The sequence below is a fragment of the Methylobacterium sp. GXS13 genome (assembly GCF_001455965.1).
Lineage (GTDB): Bacteria > Pseudomonadota > Alphaproteobacteria > Rhizobiales > Beijerinckiaceae > Methylobacterium.
The window spans coordinates 186333-212784 of the sequence record NZ_LKKO01000047.1 but is presented as its reverse complement, the minus strand read 5'-3'; the positions used below and the strand labels follow the sequence as shown (position 1 = coordinate 212784).

Genomic DNA, 26452 nt, shown 5'->3' with positions numbered 1-26452 from the left:
CGCGGAGGCCGTGAGATGTCGCTGAACGCGCTTTCCACCGCGACCGCCGGCCTTGCGGCGACGCAGGCGGCGATCAACGTCGTCTCGCAGAATGTCGCCAATGCGGGCACCGCCGGTTACGTCAAGCGGACGCTCTCGACGGTCGCTACCGGAACCAACAATTCCGGTGTCGCCGTCGGGGCGATCACCCGCAGCTTCGACGCCGCCGCCCTGAAGCAGCTGCGGCTCGAAACGTCGGGGGCTGCCTATACCAGCACCAAGGCCGGCATCGCGTCTCAGCTCGACGCGTTGTACGGGACTCCCGGCAGCTCATCGTCGCTCGACGGCACGCTGAACACCTTCACCGAATCGCTGCAGGAGCTGTCCGCCAATCCGACCTCGGCGGCCGCCCGCACCACCGTGCTGAGCAACGCCTCGGCGCTCGCCAGCCAGATCAACGGCGCCGCCGCCTCGGTGCAGAACCTCCGCTCCGGGGTCGAGGCGCAGCTCGGCACCGATACGAAATCGGCCAGCACCCTGCTGTCCAACGTTGCGAGCCTCAACGCCAAGATCCAGAACACCACCGACGCATCGTCCCTGGCCGACCTCCAGGACCAGCGCGACCAGGTGATCAACGCGCTCTCCAACTACATGGATGTGCAGACCGTCGCGCAGCGCGACGGGACGGTCTCGGTGCTGACCCAGTCGGGCGTCACCCTGGTCGATCGCAGCAGCGCGGCGGTGCTGAGCTTCGACGGCCACGGGACGCTGAGCGCCAATTCGAGCTACTCGACCGATCCGACCAAGCGGACGGTCGGCACCATCACGGCGACGCTTCCGGGCGGCGGCAAAATCGATCTCGGGGCGCCCGGCGCCATCCGGTCGGGGAGCCTCGCCGCCGGGATCGAATTGCGCGACCAGATCCTGCCGCAGGCCCAGCGCCAGCTCGACGACCTCGCCGGGGGGCTCGCCAGCGCGCTGACTGACAAGTCCGTGACCGGCACCGTCACCGGCTCCTCGGCAACCATCGATCTTACGGGTATCCAGGCCGGCAACAGCGTTACGATCCCGGTCACCGCCGCCGACGGCTCGGTCCGCAACGTCACGCTGGTCGCCTCGAACAAGGCGACCACCGGGGTCGATCCGAGCCAGACCGACGATTCCAGTGGGCTCGCTCAGACCTTCAACATCTCCGGCGGCCCCGCAACCTACGCCAGCGCGATCTCGGCTGCCCTGACGGCGCTCGGCACCCGTGCGACGGCTGCCGGCATCAGGAACGTGCCGAACCTCACCGCGACCGGCACCGGGGCCTCCGTCACGATCGGGCCGGCGGGTGCCAGCACCGACAAGGTTTCAGGGGCCAGCGCCAGCATCACCCTGCCGACATCGCCGAACGATCTGACCACGGGCTACCCGCAGATCGCCCTGTTCACCGACGTCTCCGCTGCGCCGCCACCCGTCACCCGGCTCTTCACCGGCTCGCTCGACAGCGGCTCGCAGCTCACCGGCTTCGCCCAGCGCATCGCGGTCAATCCGGCGGTCTCCGGCAACACCGCGGCGCTCACCGCGTCGAGCGCCATCGATCCGAGCGCCTCGGGCGGCCGCGCGCAGGCGATTTTCACCGCCCTGACCTCCGCCCAACAGACTTTCTCGTCTTCGAGCGGCATCGGCGGCGTCTCTGCGCCCTACCGGGCGAGCGTCGTCGGCTTCGCCCAGGACGTGATCGCTTCGCAGGGCTCTGCCGCCTCGAACGCGACAGCGCTTAACGACACCCAGCAGACTGCGCTCTCTACCGCGCAGAGCCGGTTCTCCGCGGGCGCGGGCGTCAATATCGACCAGGAGATGTCGAACCTGATCGCCCTGCAGACGGCCTACGGCGCCAACGCCCGGGTGCTCACCGCCGCCCGCGATATGCTCAACCAGCTGCTGCAGATCTGACCATGACGACGATCTCTCCCTTCGCGGCCGGCTCTTATGTCGCCAACCGGAACACCGCGCAGCTCCTGACGCTGAAGAACCAGCTGAACGACCTGTCGAACCAGCTCTCCAGCGGCAAGGTCTCGCAAACCTATGGCGGGCTCGGCACCGGACGCTCTACGGCGCTCGCCGCCCAGGCGACCCTGAGCGCGCTGAACGGCTACGGCGCGGGCATCACGGCGGCCCAGACCCGGACCAGCCTTGCCGTCACCAGCCTGACCCAGGTCGCCAAGCTTGGGACCGACGCCCGCACGGCCCTGAACAACGGTCTGCAGAGCGTCGCGGCCAACACCACGGCGGGCCGCTCGATCGCGCTCGCCAACCTGCAGACGGCGCTGGACACCCTCAACCAGTCCGCGGCCGGCAGCTACCTGTTCGGCGGTCGCGACGCCACCACACAGCCGGTGCTCGACGCCGACACGATCCTCAACGGCACCACCGACAGCCAGGGCAACAAGCTTGCGGGCCTCACCGCGCTGATCAACGAGCGGGTCACCGCGGAGCTGGGGGCGAGCGGCAACGGCCGGCTGACGCAGACCTCGCCGAGCGCCACCTCCGTCCAGGTGACCGATGAAACGAATGCCGCGACGCGGGGCAAGTTCGGCTTCACCCTCACCGGCACACCGACCACCACCGGGACGGCGCTGAGCGCGTCGATCACCGGCACCGGCCCGGCCTCGCTCAATGTGAGCTTGGCGACGCAGCCGGCCGCTGGCGACAGCGTCAGCTTCGCGCTGAAGATGCCGGACGGTACCGCAACCACCGTAACGCTGACCGCGGCCACCAGCGCGGATGCCAGCTCGACCACCAGTTTCGCCATCGGGGCGAGCGTCACCGACACCATGAAGAACCTGTCCGCCACGCTGACCAACGCGCTCAAGGGCGCGGCCACCGGCACGCTGGCGGTGAACGCCACGGCGACGGTAACGCAGGACTTCTTCACCGGCTCAGCCCGGGGCGGCCCATCCGGAGCCGGGATCATGCCCCAGCGCATCACGTACGATGCGGCCAAGAACCCGACCGGCTACGTTGCCGCCACTCCGGCCAACACCGTGCTCTGGTACCAGGGCGAGAACACCTACGACACGACGACGAGCCCGCCTGAGCCCACATCGGCCCTCGACACCCAGTCGGTCCAAGTCAGCGCCACAGGCCAAGTCGGCACCGGCGCCCGCGCCAACGACAAGTCGGTCCAGAACGTGCTCGCGGGTCTGGCGACCATGGCGTTCGCTCTGCCGACCGCGAGCGACGCCAACACCAGCGCCACCTATCAGACCGTGGTCGACAAGGCTGGGGCGCTGCTGTTCTCGGCTGATCAGACCAATCCCAGCGTCCAGGACACCGTCACGCAGCTCAGCATCGCCGCGACGCGGCTGTCGAACGCCAAGACCACCAACACCGCCACCCAGACCACGGTGCAAAACACGCTCGACGGGATCGAGCAGGCCCCGACCGAGGAGGTCGTCGCCAAGCTGCTCGATGTGCAGAACCGGCTCCAGGCCAGCTACCAGGTCACAGCCTCGCTTTCGAAGCTCTCACTGGTCAATTACATCAGCTGAAGCCGGTATTCGGTCCCGCCACCATAGTCTCGCCGCTTTCCCGCAGTGAAGCGCAGGTTGCGGTCGCGTGCAGCGCTGCCGCGCGATCGAGGAGAGGCTCGCATGGCGCTGTCCGAACCCGTCCACGCGATCCGCCGCCTCGGCACCGCGGCGCAGATCGACGCCCTCGCGTTGGCCAAGCAGGCAATCGACAGTTATCTCGACGGCTATGGCCGCCCGGACGACCGCGCCATCGCGCTCGACATCCTCCTGCGCGACCTCGCGCGGCTGCGCTTTCTTGAGCCCGACCTCGACGGCTTCATCGGCGCAGTCGAGTGCTACATCGACCTCCTGTATCGGGACCTTTCGCGTCGGGCCGCGTGAGATGGGCTGGACCCTCCCGATCGCCTTGACGCTCTGCACTGCGGTGCTCGGTTTCGGGCCTGCCGAGGCCCGGGACCTCGAGAAGGCTCTGATCACGCCGTCTGTGATGCCGTGCCCGTCGAAGGGGGCGGGTTTCGTGCGCCTGCCGGGCAGTGCGAGCTGTATCCGCGTCTCTGGCCGCGTCACGGCGGGCGCGGACCTGCGGGGCGGGCACGGGATCGGCGCGCCGGCCACGCCCCCCGTTACCGGGCGCCTGGCGATCGACAACCGCGCCGACACGGATCTCGGCGAGGTGCGAACCTACATGCGGATCGGCAACGGCCGGCGCTGACGCGGCCTTCAAAGATTCCGCGACAATACCAGCGGCCCACTGCGCACGCCGCGGCCATAGGGCGACGGGGCTGCCGCCTGTCGTCCGTAGCCCAACGGCAGCTGCGCCCGGCCGATCTCCTCCGCCAGCGACTTGATCAGCCCCTCGGAGACGGATTTCGCGCTGTCGAGGACCGATTGGTTCGCTTCCACGGCCGCGGTGAAGCGGCGATGGGCGGCCCGCAGAGTCTCGACGCCGTCCGGGTTGAAGCGCTTCAGCGCGACGGCATTCGCTTTGGCGACTTCGAGGCCCTGCATATAGGCCGCCGCCAGCGCCGTTTTGGGCTCGGCCGCCGCCAGGCCCTCGCGCAGGCGTCCGGCCCGAATATGGGCGGCCTCTTCTGCCAGCACCGCTTCCAGCGCGGCCATGTTCGCGAGCACGCCCCCGACCAGTGCCTCCGCGGTGACCCGGTCGCCGACGCGCAGCGGCTCAGCCCTTTGCATGGACCGCTCCATCGCTCGACGCGCCCTGCATCTTCATGATCTCACGGAACACGGAGTCGGCGATGCCGACGCCGCCGCTCTTCACGATCTGTCCCGCATATTCCTTGGTCAGCATCGAGCGGTAGACGCCGCCCCCGGTGCCGTTCTCGCCGAGCGGACCGTCGGTTCCCTCCGACTGGGTCATCCGGTCGAGGCTGTTCTCAAGGAACATCGACTCGAACTCCGTGGCGGTCTTGTGCGCCTTGGCGGTGTTGCCGGTCTTGAGGATGCCGTCGGACACGCTGGTGGCGATGGATTTTCCGACGCCGGCGGCGGCATTGGCCGCGATGTTGGCGAGTGGCAGCATGATTTAGCCCTCCAGTCCCAAAAAAAATCACATCAGCTCGATATCGGCCTGGAGCGCCCCGGCGGTCTTGATCGCCTGGAGGATCGAGATCAGGTCGCGGGGGCCGACCCCGAGGGCGTTGAGCCCGTCGACCAGCTCGCGCAGGCTCACGCCTTCCTTCACCAGGGCCAGCTTGTTGCCGTCGCCGGTATCGACCTTCACGCTCGTGCGCGGCACGACGGTGGTGCGCCCGTTCGAGAGCGGCGCCGGCTGGCTGACCTGCGGCTGCTCGCTGATCGTGACCGTGAGGTTGCCCTGGGCGATCGCCACCGTGGAGACGCGCACGTCGCGGCCCATGACGATGATGCCGGAGCGCTCGTCGACCACGACCCGGGCGGTCTGATCCGGCTCGACCTTCAGCTGTTCCACCTCGGTGATCAGGCGGATCATGTTGCCGTTGTACTTGGCGGGAATCTGGATCGTCACGGTGGCCGGGTCGGTCGGCTCGGCGGTGTCGGCGCCCATGAAGTCGTTGATCGCCGCAGCGATCCGCTTGGAGGTTGTGAAATCCGGGTTGCGCAAGGATAGGCGCAGGGCGCGGGCGTCGTTCAGCTTGAACGCGATCTCGCGCTCGATATTGGCGCCGTTGGAGATGCGCCCGTTGGTCGGCACGCCGCGGGTGATCTTGGCGGCATCGCCCTCGGCGGAGAAGCCGGCGATCGCCACCGAGCCCTGTGCGAGGGCGTAGACCTCGCCGTCGGCGCCGAGCAGCGGCGTCACCAGCAGCGTACCGCCCTGCAGGGACTTCGCGTCGCCGAGCGACGAAACGGTCACGTCGATGCGCGTGCCTTGGGCGGCGAACGGCGGCAGGCTCGCCGTCACCATCACGGCGGCGAGGTTCTGGGTCCGCATCGTGGCGCCCCGCGTGTTGACGCCGAGCCGCTCCAGCATCGCCTGCAGCGACTGCTTCGTGAACGGGATGTTGTTGAGCGTATCGCCGGTGCCGTTCAGGCCGACCACGATGCCGTAGCCGACCAGTTGGTTCTGGCGGACGCCCTCGATCGAAGCGAGATCCTTCACCCGCGACAGGGCGAGTGCCGGGCCGCAGGCCGACGCCAGCAGCAACGCGCCGACGACGAGGGCGGCAAGGGCCGATCCGAGGAGGCTGATGGGGTGGCTCGGGCGCATGCCGGATTTTTCGAGGGTGAACGGACCTGTTCCCCTCCTGCCAGCCCCGTGCCAGCCTGACATTTGGATTAAGTCGTTGAGAAAAATATCATTATCGGATGGGCGTGCGGTCGCCGATTAGGATTCACCGGCACCGAACCTGCCGACCCGGCAGGTTCTGCCGGCCTGTTTACCCGCGCTTAACCGTGCCGGCTTGAATGTCCGGGAGCGCAGGGGCGCCCGGAGCGACACGAACAGGATCATGCGCGTCGAGACTCGCCAGCCGATCCAGAATGCCGGCGGTGTCGCAGCCAAGGCCCGGGTCGAGGGCGGTCGTGGCTTCAGCCTCGACTCGACGCCATCTCCCGCCTCGGGCACCGCCGCGCCCGCTGCGGCCGCCACCCTGGCCGGCCTCGACGCAGTGCTGCTCCTCCAGGGCGAGGCCGAGACCCCGCAGGAGCGCCGTCGCCGCACGGCCAAGCGCGGCCACGATCTGCTCGACGGCCTCGACCGGCTCAAGGCTGCGCTCCTCGGCGGCCGCGTCGCCCCGCAGGACCTGCGCGCCATCGCGGGCCGCCTGGCCGAGCGCTCGGCCTCATCGGGGGATCCGCGGCTGGACACGCTCATGGGCGAGATCGAGCTCCGCGCCGCGGTGGAGCTCGCCAAGCTCGAAGGTCGGCGCAGCGCATAGCTGCACCACCGTCATTGCGAACGGAGCGAAGCAGCCTAGGGAAACGCCACCTCCTGGGATCGCGCGCCACACTGGGTTGCTTCGCTCCGCTCGCAATGACGGATCGCTTTACGACCGCTACCCCGCCCGCCGCTTCGGCCCGGTGGGCAGCATCTGAGGCTCGCCCGGACCGGTCTCGACCCCGAGATCCGGCACCGCGATGATCGGTGCGCCGCGCAGGTCCTTCCGGGTGACGATCGCGCCGCGCTCCTCGAGATAGGCCAGCATCCGCCGCGCGCGCCCGCCCGAGCTGGTGCCATAGGCATCGGCTAGCATCGTGTCGGTCGGGCAGGGAGCGGCCTCGATCGCCGCCCGGGCCACCACCAGGAACAGGCCGGCAAGGTCATCCGGCAGGCCGGCCGCGATCGCCTGGGCCCGCTCCCAGGTGGAATTGTCGGCGACAGCGCCGCCCGCCTCGGCCCGGGCTACGGCGAGCCGGCGCTTGAACTCCGGCAATCCCATCGTGTCGCCGCGCAGGCGGCGGATCCGGCAGCGGACGGTGAAATCCTGATAAAGCGTCGCGGGGGTGCAGGCGGCGGCGTCGGCATCGGCCAGGACCGAGGCCAGGACCTCGGCGAGCGCGGCCTCCCGCGCCTCCGGGTCCATCGGCTCCTCTTCGGGCTCCTCCGGCGGGGCCGGCGGGCGGTAGCTCGCGAGCTGGACGAGGACGTCCGGGGCCGCCACCGGCCGCGGCTTCGGGCGCGGCATGGGCGGCGCCAGGCTGTCGGCCGGGCTCGCCGTGAGGATCAGCGCCCTTGCATCCTCGGTCGGATCGGGAAGGGGGACGAGCACCGGCGACGAGCTGCGGCTCACCGTCAGGGTCGGACCCACCGCGATGGTGAGCGGACGCCGAGACAGGGCAGGCCCGAGCGCCACGAAGTGGCCCCGGGGCAGATCGCGGAACGTCTCGGCCTGGCGACGTTCCAGACCGAGCAGGTCCGCGGCGCGGGCCATGTCGATGTCGAGGAAGGTCCGGCCCATCAAAAAATTGGAGGCCTCGGCCGCGACGTTCTTGGCGAGCTTGGCGAGACGCTGCGTCGCGATCACGCCGGCGAGCCCGCGCTTGCGGCCGCGGCACATCAGGTTGGTCATGGCGCCGAGCGACAGGCGGCGGGCCTCGTCCGAGACTTCGCCGGCCGCCGCGGGGGCGAAGAGCTGCGCCTCGTCCACCGCTACCAGCATCGGGTACCAATGGTCCCGGTCGGCGTCGAACAGACCGCCCAGGAACGCCGCGGCGGCGCGCATCTGCCCCTCGGCGTCGAGGTTCTCGAGGGACAGCACCACCGAGACCCGATGCGTGCGCACCCGGGCGGCGATGCGCTGGAGCGCGACGTCGTCGCCGTCAGCCTCCACAACGACGTGGCCGTAGCGGTCGGCGAGGCTGGCGAAATCCCCCTCCGGATCGATCACCGCCTGCTGCACGAGCCCGGCGCTCTGCTCCAGCAGGCGCCGGAGCAGGTGCGACTTGCCGGAGCCCGAATTGCCCTGGACCAGGAGCCGGGTGGCCAGCAGTTCGGTGAGGTCGAGCAGCGCCGGCTGCCCGCCGGTCAGGCCGAGATCGATATCGGAACGCATGGCTGCTCCATACCACGCCGGAACCGGATCCGTGCGTGCTCCGGATGCGCTGTCCACGCTTCCCGCGAGGCTGCCGCGCGGCTGCAATGTCGCGGCCGCGCTGGACCCGAAGGCCGCCGCCCTGTAGGGGCCGCCCCTTCCTGAAAACAAACCGGATCCCCACCACGATGGCGGCCTGCGGCCTCGATTTCGGCACGTCGAACACCACCATGGGGCATCTCGCGGCGGCGGGACCGGCCCTGCTGCCCCTGGAGGGCACGCACCGGACGATTCCCAGCGCGATCTTCTTCGAGCCGGGCGAGGCGCCGCTGATCGGCCGGGCCGCCACAGCGGCCTATGTCGACGGCCATGCCGGCCGGCTGATGCGCGGCCTCAAATCCGTGCTCGGCACGCCGCTCATGGACGAGGCGACACCGGTCGGTCGGGAGCGCCTGCGCTTGCGCGACGTGATCGCTCGGTACCTGTCGGCCGTGAAGGTGCGGGCCGAGGCGGCCTGCGGACAGTCCCTCGACACCGTGGTCCATGGCCGGCCGGTGCATTTCGTCGATGGCGACGCGGAGGCCGACCGGCGGGCGGAGGACACGCTCCGGGACATCGCCCGGGACGTCGGGTTTCGGGAGGTGTCGTTCCAGTACGAGCCGATCGCCGCAGCCCTCGACTACGAGCGTCAGGTCCGCTCGGAGGAGATCGCGCTGATCGCCGATATCGGCGGCGGCACCTCGGACTTTTCCATCGTGCGCCTCTCGCCCGACCGGCGGGGCCGCCCGGACCGGGCCGGCGACATCCTGGCCAATGACGGTGTGCGGATCGGCGGCACCGATTTCGACCGGCAGCTCAGCCTCGGCACGGTGATGCCGCTGCTCGGCCTCGGCAGCCCGATGCGGCGCGGCGACCTCGCGGTGCCCAACGCCTATTACCACGACCTCGCCACCTGGTCGGCGATCAACCGACTCTACAATGCGAAGACGCTGCGTGAGATCGACGAGGTGATCCGCGATTGCGCTAAGCCCGACCTCGTCGCGCGCCTGCGCGCGGCGGGGGAGGGCGAGCGCGGCCACGCTTTGGCCGGGGCCGTCGAGGGCGCCAAGATCGCCGCCTCGGAAGCCGGCACGACGGCTCTCGACCTCGGCCTGATCGAGCCGGGTCTGGCGGCCGCGGTGAGCCGCGACACCCTCTCGACCCAGACCGGCGACCTCGCCCGGGCGGTTGCCGCCCGGATCGCCCGCTGCCTCGCCCAGGCCGAACTCGGGCCGGAACGGATCGACGCGCTGTTCCTCACCGGCGGCTCCACGGGCCTGCCGCACCTGCGCGCCGCGCTCACCGCCGCGCTGCCCGCGGCCCGGGTGGTGGAAGGCGACACGTTCGGGTCGGTCGGCCTCGGTCTGACCATTGAGGCAGCGCGCCGGGCGGGGTGAGCGTCCGCGATTGACGGGCCCGCCGCGATCCCCGACAAGGCGGGCGCCTCGCGCCCGGGGAGACCGGCGGCCCATCCTTCACCCCCGCGCCGCCCCGCCCGATGCTGTTCAACTCCTTTGTCTTCCTCCTCGCCTTCCTGCCGGCCGCGCTGATCCTGCACGCGCTGGTGGCGCGTGCGGCCCCGGCCTGGCGGCTGCCGCTGCTCGTCGTCCTGTCCTTCGTGTTCTACGGCTGGTGGGATGTCCGGTTCGTGCCGCTGCTCGCCGGCTCGATCCTGGTGAACTGGTGCGTTGCCCGGGCGTATCGCCGATGGCCGGGGCGGTGGCTGATTCCGGCGGCGATCGCCGCCAACCTCGCCCTGCTCGGGCTGTTCAAGTACCTCGACTTCTTCGCCGACCTCGCCAACCTGATCCCGGGCTTGGAGGCACCGCGGCTCGGACTCGCCCTGCCGCTCGGCATCTCGTTCTTCACCTTCCACCACATCATGTATCTCGCCGACCTGCGGGCCGGCCGTGCGCCGGCCTTCGGGCTGACCAAATACGCCCTCTACATCGCCTTCTTCCCGCAGGTTCTCGCCGGTCCGCTGGTGCGCTGGAGCGAGATCATGCACCAGTTCGACGAGCAGCCTTATGCGCGGCCCGACGCCGCCGAGCGCTTCGCTCGCGGTTTGATGCTTCTCACGGTAGGGCTCGCCAAGAAGGTGTTCCTGGGCGATCCGCTCGCGGCTTACGTGAACCCGGTGTTCCAGGCGGCCGCCACCGGCAAGGTCATCACCGTCGCGGAGGCGTGGCAGGCGACGCTGGGCTTCACCTTCCAGATCTATTTTGACTTCTCCGGCTACACCGACATGGCGCTCGGCATCGCGCTGCTGTTCGGGCTGGTCCTGCCGCAGAATTTCGACGCGCCCTATCGCGCCACCTCGCTGCGCGAATTCTGGCGGCGCTGGCACATGACCCTGTCGCGGTTCCTGCGCGACTACCTCTACATCCCCATGGGCGGGAACCGGCGCGGCTCGCCCCGGCAAGTCGGGGCGCTCGCCGCCACCATGACGCTCGGCGGTCTCTGGCACGGGGCGGGGCTGACCTTCCTGGCCTGGGGCGCCCTTCACGGGCTCGGTCTCGGTGCCGGGGTTCTGGCGCGCCGCGCTCGGATCGCGATCCCGGCGCCCGTCGGCTGGCTGCTCACCAGCCTATTCGTGCTGCTGACCTGGGTGCTTTTCCGGGCTGCCAGCTTCGACGCGGCGCTGCTGATCTTCAAGGGCCTGTTCGGCCTCGCGCCCCACGGTTCGGGCTTCAAGTGGCGCACCATCGCGGTCGCAGCTCTGGTCGCCACGGTGGGCCCGACCGCCTGGGTGGCGGTCCACCGCCTGCCGCCTCGGCGCGCCCTCGCTTTCGGCTTCGCGCTCCTGTTCGTCGTTGTTCTCCTCAAGATCGGGGACGATGCGAACTACGAGTTCATCTACTTCCAGTTCTGAGGATGGCGCTCGCTCACCCCCCACAGGACCGGGCCTGGCGCACTTTCGTCCGCACCGTGCTGCTGGCGATGGCCGGGCTGTTCGCGGCCTATCTCGCGCTGGCGGTCCTGGTCGATCCCTACGACACCGGCCGGTCGACCCTGCTGTCCCGCGGTGCCGTGCGCCCCCAGGGCCCGCGCACCGCCTCGGCGCTGCGCGGCCGCGACCCGGCCTATGCCGGCGCGGTCATCGGCAATTCGCATATCCAGCTGACCGCGCCGGCGGCGCTGACCCGGCTCACCGGAATCCCGTTCGTGCAGCTATCGGTGCCGGCCACTGGGCCGTCCGAACAATTCGCTCTGCTCGACTGGTATCTGAGGCACCATGCCCGGCCCGAGGCGATCGTGCTGTCGGCCGACGCGTTCTGGTGCTCGGACGACCCGAGCTTCCCCAGCGAACACGGCTTTCCGTACTGGCTGGTCGGCGACTGGCCCGCCTATCTCAAGGGTCTGCTCCGCTTCACGGCTGCGCAGGAGACGATCAACCGCGTCGGCTGGCTCCTGAACCCGCGCCGCAAGCAGGCTGCCTCCGACGGCTGGTGGGATTACGAGTCGAATTATCTCAGCCAGGGTTTCGGCCGCGATCCGGCCAAAAAGGCAGCGCTCGAACGGCCCGTCGGCCCCGAGACCGAGCCACATCACGGCGGCCCGTTCCCGGTAGGCGACCGCTTGCGGGCCGAACTGGCACGGGTCCCGGCCCAGACCGCCCTCGTGCTGGTGTTCCCACCGGTCTACGCCCGTTCCGAGCCGCCGGCTGGCAGTCCTCGGGCAGTGGCCGAAGCAGCCTGCCGCGCCGAGGTGCGTGCAGCGCTCGGCGTTCATCCGCGGAATACGATCATCGAAGGACGGAACGGACGCCCGGAGGCGGCCAATCCCGATCTGTTTTTTGACCAGACCCATTATCGGCTGCCGCTCGCTCGGTCGTTGACCGATGAGATCGCCGCCGCGATTGTACGGTTACGGACGCCGGCCGCCGAATAAGACCTGGACCGTGGCTTGTTTGTCGCACGTGTCGACGCATTCGAAACAAGATCCAAGCCCTGCAACGCTGCGCGTTGTCGCGATTAAGCACCTCGACTATACGGCACCTCACGTTATCGCCGCGCACCGGCCATCCCCTGGTGGGCGGTATGATCCAGCGAGGGTGACGCATGGCGAAGGTGACGCTGGAGGACGGCTACGTCCCGTCCGACGACGAGCCCTTCATGAATGACCGGCAGCGCGAATATTTTCGGCGCAAGCTGCTGAGCTGGAAGAGCGACATCCTGCGCGAGGCGCAGGACACGCTGGTCGCGTTGCAGAGCGAGAACGAGAACCATCCCGATCTCGCCGACCGCGCCTCCTCGGAGACCGACCGGGCGATCGAGCTGCGCGCCCGTGACCGCCAGCGCAAGCTCACCGGCAAGATCGATGCGGCCCTGGCCCGCCTCGAGGACGGCTCCTACGGCTTCTGCGAGGAGACCGGTGAGCCGATCTCGCTGCGCCGCCTCGACGCCCGGCCGATCGCGACCCTGTCGCTGGAAGCCCAGGAGCGGCACGAGCGGCGGGAGAAGGTCTACCGGGACGATTGACGCGCGGCGCAGTCAGAGCGGTTCGCTCGATCGCGACTCGTCGCGCAGGTCATTACGAGCGATTCAGCTTGGTGACAGGTGCGATCTCCGAACGTGACGGAGCCTCAGGGTGGTTCGCTGCGCTCGCAATGAAAGATGTGGCGGGTACCCCGGCGGAGCATCGTCCCGCCGCGTCGTCTACTGCGTCAAACGCAATGCGCCGATGCTCGCCTGGATCTGCCTGAACGCCTTGATCAGATCGTCCGAGTTGTTGGCCAGGTAGAACTGTCCCGGATTCGTGGCACAGTTCCTCAGCAGCGTCTGCCCCGCCGAGTCGATCGGGTCGGACGGGACGCTGAAGCCGATCGTGTAGATCGAGATGTTCACATCTTTCGCGTTCTTGCAGGCGGCCGCGGTCAACGCGTCCAGCGCATTACGGGCGCTGGACGCGTCCGAGACGTTCTGGTTGGTATTGGGCAGACGGGGATTCGGGTTGCTTCCGTTGGCGTTCTGGAAGTAGCCGGCCGCGAAATAGAGTGAACCATTCGGGGAGTTCGGATTGGGCGTCCAGCTGTTCGTGCCGTCGGTCATCAAGATGACGATCTTGTTGATCGTGGTCGCGTTCGAACTGTCGGCGCTCGACGCATAGGCCGCGGGCGGGTTCGTATCGGTGAAGACGCTCTTCGGCGAGAGGGTCCGCCACCCCCACATGAAGCCCTCATGGATGTTGGTCGCCCCCAGCGGCGCCATCTTGCCGATCAGTGTCTTGAGCGCGCTGGTGTTGTTCGTCAGCCTCAGAAGCGGCTGGGTCGTGCACCCGAAATTCGGCCCGTTGGGGATGCCGGTTGATGAATTCTGCGAAGTCGGGGCAGCGTTCTGCGGCCGGACATATTTGCACGCCTGGCCCTCGGCGGTGTTGAACGGTGTCCCGTAAGGGAGCGCCGGGCAATTGCCGTTGTCGTCGTCGATGTAGCTATTGAAGCTGTAATACGTCGTGTTCCGGTTTATCGAATAGGCCGCATAGCTCGTGCTCGCATCGCCGGGCTCGTCTGGGGCGAGAAGCGGTAAAAAGTAAGAATCCCGGTTGGATGGCGCCGGTGCTCCGTCTTGGACGTTGAGCGGGTAAGGCAGCGTTTCCAGGCAGCCGCCCCAGCCCCAGCCGGAATAGACACCCTGAAGCTTGCTGAAGATGTCGAACCGGTTCTTGAACCCGGACCCGCCAGCCTGAAGCACGTTGGTCCAGTGGTAGCTCGACACGGCATTCTGGTCGATCCAGCTTGCATACCGATAGGTCGACGGATCGACCGCCACGGCGCCGGCGAACGGCACGATCGAGATACGGGTCGCGCTGGAGAAAGCCGCGTCGGTGTAAACGGAGTTGACGAAGTTCGTCGCGGCCGTCTGCACCGCCTGGAGCTTTGACTGTCCGCCGCTCGATGCCGCCATCGACCCGGTATTGTCGAGCACCAGCGCGATCTCGAAGGTCTTGGGCAGGGGCGTGGCGCATTGCGCGGCCGATCCGGGATTGATGCGGGTCGTTCCCGTGAACTTGCCGAAGAAGGCTGTGGAGAGCTTGCGGGCTCTCAGAGTGATCTGTCGCGGGTTGTTGGTGATGACCAACGGGTCGACCACGAGGTTTCCCGCCCCCATGGCACCGGTCATCGCGGTTTGCGCCAGCAGGTTGAGGTCGGCATTCGAGGTGGTCAGCGGGGTTTGGCACAGGAGCAGCGCCGTGGCATCGGTCGCAGCCTGCAGCTTGGTCTCGAGCCGGGTCGCGAAGCCGTAATCGACCGCTGCGCCTGTCAGCATCAGCATCGGCACGCTAAGGAAGGCGAACAGGACCGCGACGTTACCGCCGCGTCCCCGCGCAAAGCCGAACCACCCGGGCGGGCGGGTGCGATCAGAGCGTCGGGGCATCGCATGCCTTCTGGGTGGTGTCCGGCAGAATGACCTCGGTGTAAGTATTCGAACCGTATGTACTGCCGCCGCGGGTCGGCCACGGAACGGCCGTGGAGAAGGTGATCTGGTTGCCGACGCCCTTGACCAGCTTCACCAGCGCACTGCCGATCATCGGGGTGTAGCTGATGCTGACCTCGGCCAGAACGTAGCGCATGCCCGAGGTCTGGTAGCCCGCAGGGACGACAAGGTCGGTGGCGGTGCCGAGGGCCCGGGGCTTGGCGTTGGCGTTGGCGACGCTGGAGCAGACCTGCGGAAACAGATTCGCTTTCTTCAGGTCGACGCCCATCGCACTGACCACGATCTGCACGTTCGTCGTGTCGAACGGGCGCATCACCTTCGCGGCGGAGGTGACGATGTCGTTCATCAGCGTCGTGTCGATCGGATTTTGTGCGTCGCCCTGCGCGGTCAGATCGGCCACGGTGCGGGCCAGCAGAGTCAGTTTGCGCCACTCGTCGATGGCGTGGGCGATCTCGGTCATGCCGGCCCAGATCGCCAGCAGCACCGGCAGGATCACGGCAAATTCGACGATCGCGCTGGCGCGTCGATCCCGCCGCAGACGCGCCGCTTTGCGGAGGATGCGCCTCAGCACGGACTCCCCCCGGCGCTCTGGTAGGGCTCGGTGCGGAAGACCGCCGTCGAGGTGAGCAGGCTGGAGCCGGCCCCGGCGCCTGTGGTGAATTTTTTCGTGTTCAGGCCCATCAGGTTGAACAGGGTCGGGAACTGGACCGCAGCAGTCACGACCACGATCGTGCCCGGCTTGGCGCAGGCGTAGTTCGTTCCGAAATCGGTGTTCCAAGTCCCCGTGGTGGCATTCACGGGCGTCGAGGCGCTGGCCCCGGCGAACGTCCCGGCGGTTGCGACGTCGATCTTGACGCTTTGGCAATTGAAGATCGTGGGAACGACGGCATTGCCGCTACCGCACATCGTCGTCTTCAGCGAAGCGAGCAGGGTCGCAGCGTCGGTCTGCCCGGCATTGGCGAGCTGGAACTGCCCGGTGAAGATCGTTCGAACGGCATTCTGAAGAGCGCGATCGAAATTCTGGGTGGCCCAGATCTGAAACGCGATCTGGAACACCGCGCCGACGAGCGCCAGGAACGGCAGCGCCACCAGGGCGAATTCCACCGCGGCCGCCCCACCCGCATCCCGCCGCAAACGGGCCAAGAGGCAACTTGAGGTCGGTGTCGATGTCAAAAATATTTGTACTGGTCGCGCCATGACTCGAATTGCCGTCTGAAGACAAGCATCGATGCTGATTTGCGGCTAATCGTTTTCGAAAAGCTTAAACGGATCCGCAAGATCGGACTCGATCGTTTAATTCTACTGTAGATTGCATGCGTGGGGCGGTGCTCGTTCGTTTCGGCGGGGCGGCGTCATTGACGGCCGGCCCCCCGGCGCCACTTCGTCGGTGGCATCCCGGCCGGAGAACCGTATGCGAATTTCGAGGACCGCCGCGCTTGCCTCTGCACTGATCATGGCCCTCGCGCTCGCCGGCTGCGAGGCGCCGAAACCGGGGCGGGCGGGGCCTCCGGGGCCGAAGGGCGATCAGGGCCCGGCCGGTCCGCAGGGGCCGCCGGGCCTCAACGGTGCGACCGGGGAGCGGGGCCCCGCCGGGGATCGGGGTCCGGCGGGCGTGGCCGGACCGACGGGGCCGGCGATGAACACGCTGGTTCGGCTCGACGTGGCCTGCCATCGCGACGAGGAACTGATCGGTGCCTATTGCCAGGGCATGGCGGTTGTGCCGTCCGTGACCGTCACCGACGGCGTCTCCACGGTCGGCTGCCTCGATATGACCGCCAAGGCCGCCAAGGATGCGAAACCGGTCGCCGTCTGCATGAGGAAGCCGTGAGACGTCTCGCACCCGCGCTTGTTGCCGCCGTGGTCACGTCGGGGGTGCACGCACAGCCGTTCCTGCCCACCGAGCGGGCCGCGATCGAGCTCGTGCGCAGCCGACATACGGACAGCCTCGCCACGGTGGATGGCACGCTTGCCTATGCCGAGCGCGTCACCGAGGGCGCCTTCACGCGCGGCGGCTACCGGGTCGTGCGCCGCCCCGGCGAGCCCTTCGCCCGGGTGCAGATCTGCTATCGGCTGGGTATCGATCGGCCGACCTGCGGCCTCGATTACCTCGTGACCGTCAATCCGCCCCATGTCGAGCCAGCCGAACGCTACGACGGCCTGGCCCGAGACCTCGAACACGGCCCCCGGGCCTTTCTCAGGGCACTCGCCCGCGAGGCCGATCTCCAGCATCAGCCGGCGATCCTGCGGCGGATCGAGGCCGCGTTGGAGCCCTTCAACCCCTACGACTGGCGCTGAACGTCATACCAACCGCGGCCAGCGCAGCAGGCGCTCGGGCGCGAAGGCCGCCACCGGCACCGCCGGAATTCGACCGGTGGCGAGGTCGGCCACGATCTCACCGGTGATGGGGCCCGTCGACAGGCCGATATGACCGTGTCCGAAGGCGAACAGCAGGCCCTTGTGCCGGGGCGCCAAGCCGATCACCGGCATGCCGTCGGGCGTGGATGGGCGCGAGCCGAGCCAGGGCTCGTTGTCGAGGGGCCCACCCAGCCGCAGGGTCTCGGCGGCCTCGCGGGAAGCCGCCTCGATCTGGGTGTGGTCGGGTTCGGCGTGGCGGGCGTTGAGCTCGACGCCGGACAGCACCCGCACCCGATGGTCACCCATCGGCGACAGGATCGAGCCGGCGCCGGTATCGAGCACCGGCCGGGCCAGGGGTGGGCTGTCCGGGTGCAGGGCGTAGTGCCGGTGATAGCCGCGCTCGGCCGCCACCGCAAAGCGGTAGCCAAGGGTCTCGGCGATCGCCCCCGAGGCGGCGCCCGCCGCCAGGACCACCTGCCTAGCCTGGACCGACCCCGTCTCGTGGACGACGTGCCAGCAATCCGCCACCGGCGTCAGCCGTTCGACGCTGCCGCGCAGACGCCGCCCGCCCAGGCCCGCGAACAGGGCCTCGCAGGCTTCGATCAGGCGCCCGGGCTCGCGCACCGAGCCGGTCTCGGTGAGCAGCATCGCCCGCGCGTAGGGGCGCACCAGCGCCGGCTCCAAATCGCGGATGCCCGCCGTATCGAGAAGGTCGAACGCGACGCCGTGCCCGGACAGAATCTCCCGCTCCAGGGCGGCGGCCTTGAAGGCGGCGTCGGTGCGGTAGGCCTTGAGCCAGCCGGTCCGCTGCAGCCGATCGCTGGTGCCGGCCCGGGTGGCGAGGCGTTCATGGGCCGGGTAGGCGGCGCTGGTCAGGGGCAGCAGAGCGGCGGCGGCACGGCGCCAGCTCGTCGCTCGGGCGCTCGCCAGGAAATGTGCCGTATAGGGGATGATCCGCGGCAGATGCGTGTAGCGCAGGCGCAAACCACTGTCGGCGTTGCGCAGGTAGGCCGGAAGCTTGCCCCACAGGGCGGGGCTCGACATCGGAAGGATCGAGCCGCGGCTGACCACACCCGCATTGCCGTAGGAGGTCCGGGCCCGGGCCTCGCCGGGATCGCACAGGACCACGTCGAGGCCGCGATCCTTGAGCGCGATGGCGCAGGCCAGCCCGACCATTCCGCCGCCTATCACCACGATATCGGCTTTCTCGTCCATCCCGCTCACCCCGACCCACGCCGACCCACGCCAAGCGTGGCCTTCTGACGGGTTTTCCAAGCCCTGGGTAGCGCGCTGGCGCATGGGCTGCGGTGGTTCGCGCCACTCATGCGCGAAGGGACGCGCAAAAACCGCCGCAGATCGGTTACAGAGCGGATCATGACGCTCGTCCGCTTCGCTCCCTCGCCCACCGGCTACCTGCATATCGGCAATGCCAGGCCGGCTTTGCTCAACGCGCTGTTCGCGCGCCGGACCGGCGGCCAGTTCCTGCTGCGCATGGATGATACGGACGCCGAGCGCTCGACCGAGACGTTCGCCGAGGCGATCCGGGAGGATCTCGCCTGGCTCGGGATCGAGCCGGACCTGTTCGCCCGCCAGAGCGACCGCAAGGCCCAGCACGACGCGGCGGCCAATCGCCTGCGTGCGGCCGGGCGGCTTTATCCCTGCTATGAGACCCAGGAGGAGCTGGAGCGACGGCGCAAGCGCCAGCTCGGCCGCGGCCAGCCGCCGATCTACGACCGGGCGGCGTTGCAGCTCACCGCCGAGGAGCGCGCCGCCCTCGAAGCCGAAGGCCGCCGGCCGCATTGGCGCTTCCTGCTGGACGCGCGCACGGTGAGCTGGGACGACCTCGTGCGCGGGCCAGCTCATGTCGATTGCGCGTCGCTGTCGGACCCGGTGCTGATCCGTGCCGACGGCAGCTACCTCTACACGTTGCCCTCGGTGGTGGACGATGCCGATCTGGGCATCACCCACGTGATCCGCGGCGAGGACCACGTCACCAATACCGGCGTGCAGGTGCAGATCTTCGAGGCGCTGGGCGCCACTGTCCCGGTCTTCGGCCATCACAACCTGCTCACCACCGCGGACGGGGAAGGGCTGTCGAAGCGGCTCGGCCACCTGTCGCTGCGTGGCCTGCGCGAGGCCGGCTACGAGCCGGCGGCCGTGCGCTCGCTGGCAGTGCTCACGGGCTCTGCCGAATCGGTGCGGGCGGTGCCGGATCTCGACACCCTGGCGAGCCTCGTGGAGCTCGGCGAGATCTCCCGCGCACCGGCCCGGTTCGACCCCACGGAGCTCGACGGGCTCAACGCAAGGCTCGTCCATGCCATGCCGTATCCGGAGGTCGCCCCGCGTCTGGCCGATCTCGGCATCCCCGCTGAGGATGCGGAAGCGTTCTGGCGTGCCGTGCAGCCCAATCTCGGCCGGGTCTCGGAGGCGCGGGACTGGTGGCAGGTCGTAGCCGGTCCGATCACACCGGTGATCACCGAGGAGTCCGTGATCGCTGCGGCCCGAGAATGCCTGCCGCCGGAGCCGTTCGGCCCCGAGACCTGGAAGGCCTGGACCACGGAAATCCGCACCCGCACCGGCGCCAAGGGCAGGGGCCTGTTCATGCCGATGCGCCTCGCGCTCACCGGTCTGGAGCACGGGCCGGACCTCGCCGGGCTGCTTCCGCTGATCGGCCGCGACCGCGCAGAGCGGCGGCTCGCGGGTGAGGCGGCGTAGCGGCGACTCCGCCTCGTCGAGCCGCGTCGCCGGCAGCTGGTCGACGCGGCGGCCGTCGAGATCCACCACCTCGAAGGGCCAGGCGGCGATCTCGCGTCCCCTCGGTCTCCAACCTCTCGTCTCGGGTGACGGCGTTCGCCCTCTCGGTCTCCTGACGGATCACGCGCGACGTCGCTCGGGGCCCGGGCCTGGACCATTCGACGGCCAAACCTCTGACGACGCTTCAGGCACGGCGCTTCACAGCGCGCGGGCCTCGATCAGCACGGAATCAAGCAGAAAGCTGCCATCGGCCTCGATCATGAAATGTGCGGTCACTTCGACCGGCGCCGCGGCCTGGAGGGCGCGGATCGCCGCTGTGTTGACCTCCGGTGTCCGCATCCGGGCGATCCAGCTCGCGAACTCCATACGCGGCCGGTACGCGGCAGTGTCGCCGGGGACGAAACCGGCCGTCTCCAGCATGCGGCGCCATTCCGAGACGCGGTAGTCACGCACGTGGGAGGGGTCGCGCAGCAGCTCCACCGCCTGCAGATGCGTGTCGAGCAGCGGTTCTTCGGGGGCGACGATATCGCAAACCACCAGCAGGCCCCCCGGCTTCAGAACCCGCCGCGCCTCCGCGAGGGCGGCCGGGACGTCGCGCCAATGGTGAGCGCTGTAGCGGGTCAACACCGCGTCGAAAGCCGCATCCGGGAAGGGCAGGGCCTCGGCGGCGCCCTGGCGTGTGTCGATCCGGTCGAGGCCGCGCCGTCCGGCCTCGACGGTCACCGCCGCCAGCATCTCGTCCGAGAGGTCGTAGGCCGTGACCGCGGCGCCGGCGTCCGCTGCGGCGAAGGCGACGTGCCCGCCGCCGCAGCCGAGATCGAGCACGCGCGCGTCCGGCAGCCCGCGGACCAGCGCCCCGATCCGGTCGAGGTCGGCACCGGCGGCGTGGACCGCGCTCGTCACGTAGGCTGCCGCCTGCGCGCCGAACTGGTCGACGACATGGCCGGAATGGTCGCGCGCGCTCATAAGTCTTTCCTCCGCTCAGGTCGTCAGCGGCGCCAGCCGCGACAGCCGAATCGCGATGGCGAGTGCCAGACCGTAGAGGGCTCCCACGAACAGCACCACGCCGGTCCAGCCGGAATGCGCGAAGAACCAGCCGCCCGCGGTGCCGAGCACGGACGAGCCGAGATAGTACAGGCACAGATAGATCGACGAGGCCTGCGCCCGGTCGCGCACCGCCCGGGGCCCCACCCAGCTGCTCGCCACCGAATGCGCCCCGAAGAAGCCGATCGTCACCACCACGACGCCGCCGACGATCAGCAGGATGTTGTCGGCCGCCGTCATCAGGATCCCGGCGAGCCCGAGCCCCGTGGCGAGCCACAGCATCCGTCGCCGCCCGAAGCGGCTCGCCAGCTCGCCAGCCAGTGGGCTGCTTACCATGCCGGCGATGTAGACGGAGAAGATCAGGCCGATCACCGTCTGGCTCAGCGAGAACGGCGGATCGAGAAGGCGGAAGCCGATATAGTTGTAGATGCAGACGAAGCCGCCCATCAGCAGAAATGCTTCGGCGAAGAGCCAGGGCAGTCCAGGATCGTGGAAGTGGTGGCCGAAGCTGCCCGGCACGTCCCGCCAGGCCATCCGGCGTGGCACGAAGTTCCGTGCGGGAGGCAGCCCGCGCCAGAACGCTAGGGCGGCAACCAGCGCCAACGCGCCGATCGTGGCGAGACCGAATCGCCAATTCACATGGTCGGCCATCACGCCGCTGATCAACCGGCCGGACATGCCCCCCAGCGCGTTGCCGCCGACCAGGAGCCCCATCGACAACCCGATCGCCTGCCCGTCCATCTCTTCCGCGAGATAGGCCATCGCCACCGCGGGCAGACCGCTCGCGGTCAACCCGGACAGCGCCCGTAGCACCAGGAAGCCGTGCCAGCTCGGCATCAGGGCAGCCACGATGGTGAGCAAAGCCGAGGCGAACAGGGAAGCCAGCATCACCGGCTTGCGACCCCAGATCTCCGAGAGTGGGCTCACCACCAGCAGGGCCACGGCCAGCAGCCCGCAGGGCAGGGACAGCGCAAGGCTGCTCTCGGCCGGCGAGACACCGAATTCATCCGAAAAGATCGGCAGCAGCGGCTGCACGGCGTAGAGCACCGCGAAGGTCGAGAACCCCGCGGCGGCCAGCGCCAGAGCCGTCCGACGGAAGACCGGCGTACCCGACCGGATCAGCCGCCCGTTGCCTTCGCTCGCCATCACCGTCCCGCGTTGCAAAAGCATCATCCCGAAAGGTGGTTGCCGGCTTTCGGGATGAAGCGCCCTCGAAGGCCTCGTTCGGTGGTGAGGCGCGCGGTAACGAACGTCAATCGTCGGCGGAACGTCTGTGCCCCGCCGACGGATCAGCATGGATCGAGGACGCGCAACGCCGGCTCGATCAGTGCGTACAGATCGGCCCGCGTCGCCCCGTCCCGCGCCTGGAACGAGATCGCCTGCATGATCCCGTGAAAGAAGGCGGCCAGACGGGGAATGTCGGTGTCCACGGGCAACTCGCCGTCTACGACGCCGCGGCGGATCGTGGCCGCGACCAGTTCGACGGTCTTGCGTCGGGCGTTCAATAGATGTGCGCGCACCGCCTCGTTTGCCGGCAGGCAATTGACGACGCCGAGGATCAGCAGGCAGCCCCCGGGCTTCGCAGACAGTGCAACCGCGACGCTGCTTTCCAGCATCGCGCGAAGGCCGTCCCTGACTGTCGCTGCTTCTTCGAGCGCGCGCATCGGCGCCGAGCCGATCGTGGCGATGTACAGGTCGATCGCCTCGCGGAACGCGTCCTCCTTCGAGCCGAAGGCCGCGTAGAAACTCGGCGGCTTCACGCCGATCGCGGCCGTCAGGTCGTTGAGTTGCGCGCCCTCGTAGCCCCTGGCCCAGAACACCTGCATCAGGCGCTCCAGGGCCTGGTCGCGGTCGAAGCCGCGCGGCCGTCCTCGTGCGGAAGCCATCGCACACCTTTCTGTAGCGGAATTTATAGAATGGCTTGACCGTCCGGGGCAAGCTTGCCTACCCATTCTGTAGTCGAGTTTACAGAAATGGGGGCCGATGATGCGGGCAGCGGAGACAACAGTCGAATCACGGGACGTGACGGGCGCCGTCGAGCCCGGCGCCGCCACTGTGCCGCCCTGGGTCTATCTCCTGAGCGCGACAATCTTCGTGATCACCACGGCGGAGTTCATGGTCGCCGGGCTGATGCCGTCGCTGGCAGCGGCCTTCGCGGTCTCGGTCGGCGAGATCGGCAACCTGATCGCGCTGTTCGCCCTCGGCATGACCCTCGGCGGTCCACTGGTGATCGCCCTGCTGCTGCGGCTCGGCGTGCCCAACAAGCACGCGCTGCTGTGGCTGTTGGCCGTGTTCCTCATCGGAAGCACCCTGGCCGCCCTGGCGCCGAGCTACGCGGTGATGGCGCTCGCCCGCACCCTCCAGGGCATCACCAGCGCCGCCTGCTTCGGGATCGGTCTGACACTCTGCGCCGAATCGGTCCGAGCCGACCTTCGCGGCCGCGCCGCCTCCCTGGTCCTAGCCGGGCTGACGATCGCCCCGATCATCGGCGTGCCCGCTGCGGTGCTGATCAACGACCTGTTCGGCTGGCGCACCAGTTTCTGGCTCGTGGTCGGACTGACGGCCCTGTGCCTCGCCGTCGTCGGATCGACGATCCCGAGGCCCAACCGCAGCACGCAGGTCGACCTGGCGTCCGGCCTGGCCGGCCTCAACAACCGCCGCCTCTGGGCAGCCTACGCGACCAGCGGGCTGATCATCGGGGCGACCTTCGCGGCCTTTAGCTACGTCACGGCCATCTTCACCGAGGTCATCGGGCTGGCGCCGCGGCTGATCCCGATCGTGCTCGCCGCCTACGGTCTCGCGACGGTGATCGGCAATCTCGTCATCGGCCGGCTGGCCGATCGCCACACGATCCCCGTCCTGGCCATCGGCCTGGTTATCCTCGGCGCCGCTCTGGCGAGTTTCGCGGCCTTCCCGACCGACGCGGTGGTCAGCGTTGCCGCGTTCCTGGTCATCGGCCTCACCGGTGTGTCGCTCAACCCGGCCATGGTCGCTCGGGTGATGCGGGTCGCCCATCCCGGCTCGCTGGTGAACAGCCTGCACGCCTCGGCGATTACGGCCGGTCTCGCCTTCGGCACCTGGCTCGGCGGCCTCGCGACCGACCGGGGTTACGGCTTGGCGGCCCCGCTCTGGATCGGTGCGGGCCTCGCGGGGCTGGGCCTGCTCAGCCTAGCCCCGCGCCGGGCGCGGGACCTAACGGCGTGACGGACCCGTTCAGCGCGGCGGCGGCGCGCCCTGCGCCGTCCCCTGCTGCAGCAGCGGCGTGATCCGCCGGACCGTGACGCGGCGGTTCTCCCGGGCGGCGTTCTGCGTGTTCACCTTCAGGTACTGCTCGCCATAGCCCTGGGTGGTGAGGTTCTCCGGCGGGACCTGGAACTGCTGGGTGAGCACCGTCGCCACCGACTGCGCCCGGCGGTCCGAGAGGGACAGGTTGTCGATGTCGGACCCGACCGCGTCAGTGTAGCCCTCGATCAGAAAGACCTCCTGCGGGTTGGCGCGGATCGCCCGGTTGATCGCGCCCGCGATCACCGACAGCCGGGCGGCCTGGTCCGGCGTGACCGTGAACGAGGCCGTATCGAAGGTGATCGTGTCGATGTCCACCGAGCGCATCCGGGCGCGCAGGTCCGGGCTGTAGCGGACCTGATCCAGGGTGTAGCGGCGGTCCACGGCCACCACCGGCGGGGCCGTCAGTGCTTCGTAGACCGCGCCCTCGTCCGCCTGATCGTACTCCACCACGTAGCGGTCGCGGGGGATGCGGATGTCGGGCGGCGGCAGGACGACCACGTCGTCGTAGATCGGGCGCGGCGGACCTGCGTAGCTGTTGTCGATGATCACCACCTCGCGGCCGTCGCGGAAGCGGCGGTAGCGGCGCAGCATCCGGCCGTCATCGTCCGTCACGGTGACGATCTGCTCGCCGCCCGGCCGGTCGATGAAGCTGTAGTAATCCGCCCCGCGCCGCTCCGAGCGGAAGCCGCGCGGGTCGAGGTCCCGGAACCGCTCGTTCTCGTCGTGGCGGATCAGGTAGCCGTCGCGGTCGCGGACGATGATCCGGCCGGGCTCTCGATAATAGGTCCGGCCGCCCTCGCTGAACTCGCGCCGGTCGCGGCGGACCTGATCGTAGTCGCGCACGTCGTCGTCTGCGCGGAAGCCGCCCGGGACGTATCCGGGCTGCCCCGGCGTGTTGAACGCGCCGCGCCCGCCCGGTCCCCCGGCGGGCGATTGACCCGGCTGCGCGCCGGGCGGCGGAGGCGGAGCGTCGGCGCCGGGCGGCGGCCCTGGCGGCTGAACGGGACGTCCCGGCACCCCCGGCGCCATGTTGGGTGGCACCGGACGACCCGGTTCCGCGCCGGGCTGCGCCTGGGCGCCCGGTTGACCGTCCAAGCGTTGGACCGGCCGGCCCGGAACCCCGGGTGCCATGTTGGGTGGAACGGGGCGGCTGGGCTCCGCGCCCGGCTGCCCCTCCGGTCGTTGAACTGGCCGGCCCGGCACGCCAGGCGCGGCGTTGGGCGGCGGCGATGCACCCGGCCCGCCTGGACGCGGGGTCGCCGGCTCGCGGTCGGGAAGGGCATCGCGGCGTTGCCCCGGTGAGGCCGGTGGGCCGCCGGGCGCTGCGCGTTCCTGCTCTGGGCCGCGGCGATTCCGATCCGGCCCGCGCGGCGGCTGGGTGGAGGCGTCGGGCGCCGACCGCTCCTGATCCGGTGCGCGGCGGTCGGGATCGGGGCCGCGCTGCGGCTGCGCGGGATTGTCAGGCGCCGCCCTCTGGGTGGGGGACGGATCGCGCTGCACGGGCTGCCGGTCGGGATTACCCCGCTCGGTCCCGGGGCGATCGGGGGCGCGTCGCTGCTCCGGCGCGGGACGCTCGGGGGCCGCGCGTTCCTGACTGTCCGGCTGACGATCCTGGCGACGCTCTTGAGCGGGCGGGCGCGGCGCTGGCGGCTCCGGCCGGCGCTCGGGGGGACGTTCCCGCTGGGACGGTTCGGCCTGGGGTTGCCGCTGGGCCGGCGGCTCGGGACGTTCACGGGATGGCGGAGCGCGCTCCGGCCGTGGCTCGGGCCGCTCGCGCGCGGCAGGTGGCGGACCCGGAGGCGGTCCGGGGCGCTCCTGCGGCGGACGTTCCGGATGCGGGCCACCATGGGGCGGCTCGCCGCCCCCGCGCGGACCGCGTTCGTCGGGACCGCCTTGGGCCAGGACCATCCGGTCCGAGGATGCGCCGGCGGGCTGCACCAGGGCCAAGCCTGGGAGCACCGTGCCGGTGAGAAGGATCAGTCGCAGCAGCCGCATCGGGGCCTCGTATCGGATCGAGCCGACCCGAACCCCGTATGCGGCCTATGGTTCCGTCCCGGCCGCTCAAGACTCC

Annotated in this window: 25 protein-coding genes; 13 read left to right on the top strand and 12 right to left on the bottom strand. The window is 69.4% G+C overall.

Annotated elements, in window-relative coordinates; all coding sequences use genetic code 11:
• Positions 1–15 precede the first annotated feature (15 nt).
• From flgK to AO398_RS17980, 4 genes are all read left to right on the top strand, one after another.
• Positions 16–1917, top strand: a complete 1902-nt coding sequence (gene flgK / locus AO398_RS17995; protein WP_058193464.1) for a flagellar hook-associated protein FlgK — start codon at positions 16–18, stop codon at positions 1915–1917.
• Positions 1918–1919: 2 nt separating this feature from the next.
• Positions 1920–3515, top strand: coding sequence for a flagellin (locus tag AO398_RS17990; protein WP_058193463.1), 1596 nt, complete (start codon positions 1920–1922; stop codon positions 3513–3515).
• A 102-nt stretch (positions 3516–3617) separates the two neighbouring features.
• A complete protein-coding gene (locus AO398_RS17985; protein WP_058193462.1) occupies positions 3618–3878 on the top strand; it encodes a hypothetical protein in 261 nt (86 codons plus the stop codon).
• Position 3879: 1 nt separating this feature from the next.
• Entirely contained in the window at positions 3880–4209 is a 330-nt protein-coding gene (locus tag AO398_RS17980) for a hypothetical protein (RefSeq protein WP_058193461.1), read from the top strand.
• Between the two features lie 8 nt (positions 4210–4217).
• On the opposite strand, the gene AO398_RS17975 is transcribed toward AO398_RS17980, so the two are convergent.
• The 3 genes from AO398_RS17975 to AO398_RS17965 are packed head-to-tail and all read right to left on the bottom strand — an operon-like array spanning position 4218 to position 6204.
• Positions 4218–4691: a hypothetical protein gene (locus AO398_RS17975; RefSeq protein WP_058193460.1), complete on the bottom strand. Its 474-nt coding sequence runs from the start codon at positions 4689–4691 to the stop codon at positions 4218–4220.
• Complete coding sequence (locus AO398_RS17970) at positions 4678–5037, bottom strand: rod-binding protein (protein ID WP_058193459.1); 360 nt, start codon at positions 5035–5037, stop codon at positions 4678–4680. The genes AO398_RS17975 and AO398_RS17970 overlap by 14 nt, the downstream gene beginning before the upstream one ends.
• A gap of 27 nt (positions 5038–5064) precedes the next feature.
• On the bottom strand, positions 5065–6204 hold the full coding sequence (locus AO398_RS17965; protein WP_058193458.1) for a flagellar basal body P-ring protein FlgI: 1140 nt from the start codon (positions 6202–6204) through the stop codon (positions 5065–5067).
• Positions 6205–6445: 241 nt separating this feature from the next.
• On the opposite strand from AO398_RS17965, the gene AO398_RS17960 reads away from it, so the two are divergent.
• Positions 6446–6874, top strand: a complete 429-nt coding sequence (locus tag AO398_RS17960) for a flagellar assembly protein FliX (RefSeq protein ID WP_058193457.1) — start codon at positions 6446–6448, stop codon at positions 6872–6874.
• 117 nt (positions 6875–6991) lie between these two features.
• Here AO398_RS17960 and AO398_RS17955 read toward each other — a convergent pair whose 3' ends face one another.
• The gene (locus tag AO398_RS17955) at positions 6992–8488 is read right to left on the bottom strand and encodes an ATP-binding protein (RefSeq protein ID WP_058193456.1); all 1497 of its coding nucleotides are present in this window, start codon (positions 8486–8488) and stop codon (positions 6992–6994) included.
• A 167-nt stretch (positions 8489–8655) separates the two neighbouring features.
• Between AO398_RS17955 and AO398_RS17950 the strand changes: the two genes are divergently transcribed.
• The 4 genes from AO398_RS17950 to dksA all read left to right on the top strand — a co-directional run bounded on the left by AO398_RS17950 (position 8656) and on the right by dksA (position 12987).
• Positions 8656–9903 (top strand): Hsp70 family protein, encoded by a 1248-nt coding sequence (locus AO398_RS17950; RefSeq protein WP_058193455.1) that lies wholly within the window; start codon positions 8656–8658, stop codon positions 9901–9903.
• 101 nt (positions 9904–10004) lie between these two features.
• Complete coding sequence (locus tag AO398_RS17945) at positions 10005–11378, top strand: MBOAT family O-acyltransferase (protein WP_058193454.1); 1374 nt, start codon at positions 10005–10007, stop codon at positions 11376–11378.
• A gap of 2 nt (positions 11379–11380) precedes the next feature.
• Positions 11381–12397: a hypothetical protein gene (locus AO398_RS17940; RefSeq protein WP_058193453.1), complete on the top strand. Its 1017-nt coding sequence runs from the start codon at positions 11381–11383 to the stop codon at positions 12395–12397.
• A gap of 170 nt (positions 12398–12567) precedes the next feature.
• The gene (gene dksA / locus AO398_RS17935) at positions 12568–12987 is read left to right on the top strand and encodes an RNA polymerase-binding protein DksA (RefSeq protein ID WP_050733124.1); all 420 of its coding nucleotides are present in this window, start codon (positions 12568–12570) and stop codon (positions 12985–12987) included.
• Positions 12988–13164: 177 nt separating this feature from the next.
• Here the strand turns inward: dksA and AO398_RS17930 are convergent, their stop codons facing one another.
• Genes AO398_RS17930 through AO398_RS17920 form a run of 3 tightly spaced genes read right to left on the bottom strand, consistent with a single transcriptional unit; the run spans position 13165 to position 16086 of the window.
• A complete protein-coding gene (locus AO398_RS17930; RefSeq protein WP_058193452.1) occupies positions 13165–14883 on the bottom strand; it encodes a pilus assembly protein in 1719 nt (572 codons plus the stop codon).
• Positions 14867–15514, bottom strand: a complete 648-nt coding sequence (locus tag AO398_RS17925; protein WP_058193451.1) for a TadE/TadG family type IV pilus assembly protein — start codon at positions 15512–15514, stop codon at positions 14867–14869. Before AO398_RS17925 ends, AO398_RS17930 begins: the two co-directional genes overlap by 17 nt.
• Complete coding sequence (locus AO398_RS17920) at positions 15508–16086, bottom strand: TadE/TadG family type IV pilus assembly protein (protein ID WP_348272368.1); 579 nt, start codon at positions 16084–16086, stop codon at positions 15508–15510. Before AO398_RS17920 ends, AO398_RS17925 begins: the two co-directional genes overlap by 7 nt.
• A gap of 268 nt (positions 16087–16354) precedes the next feature.
• On the opposite strand from AO398_RS17920, the gene AO398_RS17915 reads away from it, so the two are divergent.
• Positions 16355–16771, top strand: a complete 417-nt coding sequence (locus AO398_RS17915; RefSeq protein WP_058193449.1) for a collagen-like protein — start codon at positions 16355–16357, stop codon at positions 16769–16771.
• Positions 16768–17238 (top strand): hypothetical protein, encoded by a 471-nt coding sequence (locus AO398_RS17910; RefSeq protein WP_058193448.1) that lies wholly within the window; start codon positions 16768–16770, stop codon positions 17236–17238. The genes AO398_RS17915 and AO398_RS17910 overlap by 4 nt, the downstream gene beginning before the upstream one ends.
• Before the next feature lie 3 nt (positions 17239–17241).
• Here AO398_RS17910 and AO398_RS17905 read toward each other — a convergent pair whose 3' ends face one another.
• Positions 17242–18513, bottom strand: coding sequence for an FAD-binding oxidoreductase (locus AO398_RS17905; RefSeq protein ID WP_058193447.1), 1272 nt, complete (start codon positions 18511–18513; stop codon positions 17242–17244).
• Between the two features lie 159 nt (positions 18514–18672).
• Here AO398_RS17905 and gltX point away from each other — a divergent pair, with 159 nt between their 5' ends.
• Complete coding sequence (gene gltX / locus AO398_RS17900) at positions 18673–20013, top strand: glutamate--tRNA ligase (protein ID WP_058193446.1); 1341 nt, start codon at positions 18673–18675, stop codon at positions 20011–20013.
• 237 nt (positions 20014–20250) lie between these two features.
• On the opposite strand, the gene AO398_RS17895 is transcribed toward gltX, so the two are convergent.
• The 3 genes from AO398_RS17895 to AO398_RS17885 all read right to left on the bottom strand — a co-directional run bounded on the left by AO398_RS17895 (position 20251) and on the right by AO398_RS17885 (position 22982).
• Positions 20251–21018, bottom strand: a complete 768-nt coding sequence (locus AO398_RS17895) for a class I SAM-dependent methyltransferase (protein WP_058193445.1) — start codon at positions 21016–21018, stop codon at positions 20251–20253.
• A gap of 15 nt (positions 21019–21033) precedes the next feature.
• Positions 21034–22242 carry an MFS transporter gene (locus tag AO398_RS17890; protein WP_058193501.1) on the bottom strand — a complete coding sequence of 403 codons (1209 nt, stop codon included), beginning with the start codon at positions 22240–22242 and terminating at the stop codon, positions 21034–21036.
• 143 nt (positions 22243–22385) lie between these two features.
• Positions 22386–22982, bottom strand: coding sequence for a TetR/AcrR family transcriptional regulator (locus AO398_RS17885; protein WP_058193444.1), 597 nt, complete (start codon positions 22980–22982; stop codon positions 22386–22388).
• A gap of 136 nt (positions 22983–23118) precedes the next feature.
• Between AO398_RS17885 and AO398_RS17880 the strand changes: the two genes are divergently transcribed.
• On the top strand, positions 23119–24300 hold the full coding sequence (locus AO398_RS17880) for an MFS transporter (RefSeq protein ID WP_244498817.1): 1182 nt from the start codon (positions 23119–23121) through the stop codon (positions 24298–24300).
• A gap of 9 nt (positions 24301–24309) precedes the next feature.
• Here the strand turns inward: AO398_RS17880 and AO398_RS17875 are convergent, their stop codons facing one another.
• A complete protein-coding gene (locus AO398_RS17875; protein ID WP_058193443.1) occupies positions 24310–26376 on the bottom strand; it encodes an OmpA family protein in 2067 nt (688 codons plus the stop codon).
• Positions 26377–26452 lie beyond the last annotated feature (76 nt).